The organism is Candidatus Zixiibacteriota bacterium (genome assembly GCA_026397505.1).
GTDB lineage: Bacteria > Zixibacteria > MSB-5A5 > GN15 > PGXB01 > JAPLUR01.
Genome location: JAPLUR010000015.1, coordinates 1 through 4,760 on the forward strand (window position 1 = coordinate 1; position 4,760 = coordinate 4,760).

Here is a 4,760-nt window from a genome sequence, read left to right on the forward strand (position 1 = left end):
GTCGAGAGCCCGCTGCTTTTCCTCCGGCGTGTCAATCTTCATGGCCGGATAAGCATGCCCCACAATAGTAATAAATTCATCGAGTTGCTTGCCTGTAAGTTTTCTCATTTCGCTCACCGAAGTCACTCCTTAGTCATTCAATATTCTGCTTCGATTTCAGTGCGTCAGAAAAGGATCATCTCCCCCAGCGCTTTGGGATCACCCACCAGCGGCACCTGCCAGTCGGCGGCCGACTGCAAGCGGAATTGCTTGCGGCGGAAATTCAGTCCCATTTGATCTTTCGCTCTGGCTGAAACGCCAAACTGCGCCAGAGGGACTTTTATCTCTATACTCCAGTAATCGGTACCTTTTGTTGTCTTTACGTCATACTTCCCATTCCAGTTTCGATCCGAGACCAGATTCCCCCCCGTCTCTTCAGTGATTTTCTGGTCGAAGATCGCTCCGCGCGGATTGAAATATAGCTGATAAACCACTTTCTTTCCGAGATCCGGCTGCAGGAAATACCCGACACAATCCTCGGCATAAACGGCTCCATCACGCTCAGTTACATTGGCCGTTAGAGAATCAATTTTCTTTTCCCGGCAGATGGCCCCCAGATAGAGATCATTCTTGTCATAGGCGAAATAGAAAAAGGTCGAGTCCACGGTCATATCGCCCCCTTCAGGATTGAAAAGATTGGAAGTTGCCTTACCCCAGAGGCTTTCATCAATCACTCCGTCAATTACCGGCACGCCGGCTGCCCTCCCGACCAGAATTTCTCGTTGCACCGGAAGCGCCTGCTGTGTCGCAGAGAATTTCCCGGTCGCATAGGGAAACCGAACTGATAAGGTCGGTGTCGGAAATAGCTTTCCCTCATGTCTGATTCCAAAACTGGCCAGGGCGCTGTCCCCCTTGGAAATCTTGATCGGCAAGATCGTCGGGGTAACCTGCCATCCCTGAGGCACTTCCCATTTAATGGTATCTTCCCAGTCAAGGTCCGGCTGGAAATTCCTCAGCTTGATTGTCACCACCGAGTCGAGGAGCTCCAGTTTTGAGCCGATAGCCATCGGAGAGACAAAGGAGACACCCTGACGATTCATCTTTTCGATAAATTTTTCCTCGGCAACGGTTACTTCCTCCCAGGGAAGAACGCTCCCAAGTTTGACTGGTGCGATGCTTATTCCTTTATCATCCACCGTAACCCAGAGAAAATGATATTGCAGGCCTGTCGGCCCGACCGGGGCATCGCCGCCGGAGCTTCCCATTCCGGTATAGATAATGCCGTCAAACCGTCCGCCAAAATAGTCGTGGAAATGGCCGGTGATAACGGCATCGACGCCGAAACTGCGGAAAAGGGAATGGAGTGTGTCGGGTTTATTATCGGCGGTGCTGTTGTACCAGAACGGTTTATGGTGCAATACAAAGATATAGCGGGCGTTTTGATGTTCTTTCAGGTCGGCGGCCAGCCAGTCAAGTTGCTCTTTCGGCAGTTCGACGCTCGATTCCCAGCGGCTGTTATCGAGGACGATGAAATGCAACTCTTTGACATCAAACGAATGATATGGTTTCCCGACATACCGCTCGAACATCCCCAGAGCGGCATCATAAGTAATATCATGGTTTCCGGGAGTCAGGTAAACCGGCATAGTCAGAGGGGATATTATCTTCTTGTACTCCTCCCATTGGTTTTTGAGAATCGTGGTATCGGTGCTGTAACCCTCGATCATATCCCCCACATTGACAACGAAATCGGACCGCAGTCTTTCTACTTCGGAAACAATTTCCTCATAGATACCGGCAACATGGCCTCCGGTGCGGTCGCCGATGACCGCAAAATGAATCGGGCAGCTGGCGGCTTGATCCTTGCCCGCATTTTGCGCGAGGGCAACTGAGCCGGCGGCAATCAGAAAAAAAGTCAGCAGCGTCCAAGTGATTATTGTGCTTTTCATAGCAACCTCCTGATAATGAATCTATTCCGAATTTATCTTCATTAGCTGTCTGAAGGCAACATGACATATCCCGACAAAATTGGAGCATAATATAAATGGAGGAGACCGCGCAATCAATCACATTTTTGTAGAGATATAGAAAATCGATGAGATGGCTATTGGTCTTGCACATGGAATATCGTCGAATCGCATTAGGGGATTGCGGCCCACCCGGCTATCGGCTGACCACCAGTGACACATCTATTCCCGAATAACAGGGAGCCGCCCATGGGCGGCTCCCTGATATTTTGTTTCTCCAAAAGGCAATATTACATGGGTCCGCAAATCGGAGCGGGACCCCCTTTGTAAAGGTAGTTAATGAGATAAGTCACATCCTGAATGTTGGTATTACCGCTGTTATTCGCATCAGCTTCGGGATACTTCCCTGGGCCACCCTGACAAGGAGGCTTAGGACCACCCTTATACAGGAAGTTGATGAGGTAAGTAACATCCTGAATGTTGACGATACCGGTATGGTTGACATTGCCGGCCAAGACACAGCAGGTGCTAATGATATTAACCTGAATCACCCGCGAACCGGTCGCCTTGCCGTCATTGGCATTCACGGTAATTGTGTAATTTCCGGCCACCGTAGGCGTCCAGTTGAAGGTGCCGACGCCGCCGCCGTTGTCGGTAAAGGTCGCCACACCCGGAGGCAGGGCGCCAAGACCGGTTGCCGTCATTGTGATGACATCACCATCAAGGTCAAAACCGCTGACAGTAAAGCTCATCGCCACATTCGTAGGACCTGTCTTCAAACCCGGATTAAGCACAATCGGAGCATTGTTGAACCGATTCTTCCACCACTGCTTGGCCTTGTCGATCGTGGCCTTCAGAGCATTGGCCCCGCCATTATACTCGGTGGCAAGGATCTTGATGAAGACCAACGTATCATTCACGCCCAGGTTCTTCTTACCGTAGTAAGCCACCATGTTCAGATCCTGGTATAGTGAATCTTCCATGCTCGGCACAGTCGACTGCCAGAGCTGATAACCGCTGAAAGTATTCAGTTTGTTATACAGCTGCTGCGGCACGAAGTTACCGGTCGGAGCAACCCAGTCAGGGTTAAGGCCTGTGTATATACCGGTCAAGGTGCCGAACCGATCGACGGGACCAGTCGCGGGCAATCTATAACCGTTGAGGTAAGCGAAACCGCCGTTACGATTGCTGACAGTTCCGACCGCTCCGGCACAGTCCTGATTAGGAAGACTATCCGGGCCGTATTCGCCGCCATAGCACCACATCATCTGACGAGTGTAATCATAATCCGAACCGTTTTCCACACCCGAGTCGGCGGGAATGTCCCAGTCCATAAGCTCGCCGATCATAAGGTTGGTGTAAGCCACGCCGCTCTTATTGACGATCCTGACCTTCTGGATGATGAAGCTGCTGGTATCCGGATGCAAAGGCGTCCAGTACTCGCACTCAACACCCATTGCGGAGTCCCTGGTCAGGAACTGGTTGGTGTAGGCATACTGGTAGTCCGAATGAGTAGTGGAATCGACTACCAGACCTTTCCCGGGGCGGAAGCCATTGTTATTCAGCCAGTCGGCATCAAAGATGTAGGAGTTCAGAATGGTGTCGCCGGGGTTGCTGCCCTTGGCGCGCAGAATGAACGGACTGGCGTCATAAAGATACACCAGGGAGTTGTCATCCCGACCTGTCCCGTTGAACGTTGTGTCGCAATCATTAAAGAAGTTCATATTGAAGCCGTCAACATTATCAAGACCGTCACCGGCACGGCCAAGATTACCGGCATTGTTCAGCACGACCCGATTCTTGGCCGTTCTGATACTGGCCCACTGGGGGAACTGAACCGTGTCGGCAACAATCAGACGAATACGCAGAGTATCCGGAGAGGTCGGAGCGTCGGTCACAAACTCGATGAAACCTTCGCAAACCTTCGGACCGCTTGTTATGGCACCACCCTTGTTCAGGTTAACGGTTACATTGACAAAGTTCGGAACCAAATGCGAAAGCGTCGCCGGAACGCCCGGCATATCCAGCCAATCATTGCCGGGATAAGTGGTTCTGACAATATTGACCGCATTGATATGCAGAATAGCGTTACCAATGTTTTCCAGCTTGACGGTTGAGTCAAGTTGGACACTCGGTTTCGTCCAGGCCGGATCGGCAATGACGCGCGGATTGATATGGAGCGAAGGCGGTGAGCTTAAAACGCCGGCTGCGATCCATGCCAGGCGGACCTGAAGCGCCCAGTCACCGGCTGGATTAAGGTCGTGGGCTGCGGAATTTGTGCCGAGTGCCGCATTATAATAATCGGTGTTCGAGGTCCAATAATAAGCATTGGCGCGATAAGCAATTCTGATAGCATTTGCGACTCCAATGCCGGTGACGCTGATGCCGTAATGCGTGCCGCCATCGGAAAGAAGGAAAAACCACTTGTTGCCGACACCGCAGTTGATATGAACGCCGCAGTTATCGTTTTCCGGCGGTGTGCACCCGTCGACATCAACCCAGAATGTGTCGTTTCGATAGTAATCTGGGTTTTTATAGAGATGCGGATTCGACATAGCGCGGAAGGGGACTCCGTCTTCCCGGCCGTTTTCGCCAATATTCCAATCGGCACCTCCCACGTCTGGGTTGGCCCATTCAAATGCCGCCCCCATCATGTCTGAAAATGATTCATTGAGTGGAGTGAACCCCTTTTGTTGGACAGGTTAGGGTAGGACGGTTTGGCGGTTCACTTTTTCGTTCCTCAGTAGGGCCTCGAACTCGTTGGGTGGTCGATAGCCCAGAGAGGAATGCAATCGTTTCTCATTATAGACATCC

The 4,760-nt window shown here is 51.4% G+C and carries 1 protein-coding gene and 1 pseudogene; both read right to left on the reverse strand.

All coding sequences use genetic code 11. The features are described 5' to 3' along the window. Window positions 1-164: 164 nt before the first annotated feature. Window positions 165-1,928 carry a metallophosphoesterase gene (locus NT002_00755; protein ID MCX6827807.1) on the reverse strand — a complete coding sequence of 588 codons (1,764 nt, stop codon included), beginning with the start codon at window positions 1,926-1,928 and terminating at the stop codon, window positions 165-167. Window positions 1,929-2,236: 308 nt separating this feature from the next. Beyond that, window positions 2,237-4,609: pseudogene (locus tag NT002_00760) on the reverse strand (M4 family metallopeptidase). Window positions 4,610-4,760 lie beyond the last annotated feature (151 nt).

What these genes read in the sequence shown, in the direction of transcription:
- NT002_00755 (MCX6827807.1), bottom strand. Translation starts at nt 1,928, where the DNA reads ATGAAAAGCACAATAATCACTTGGACGCTGCTGACTTTTTTTCTGATT.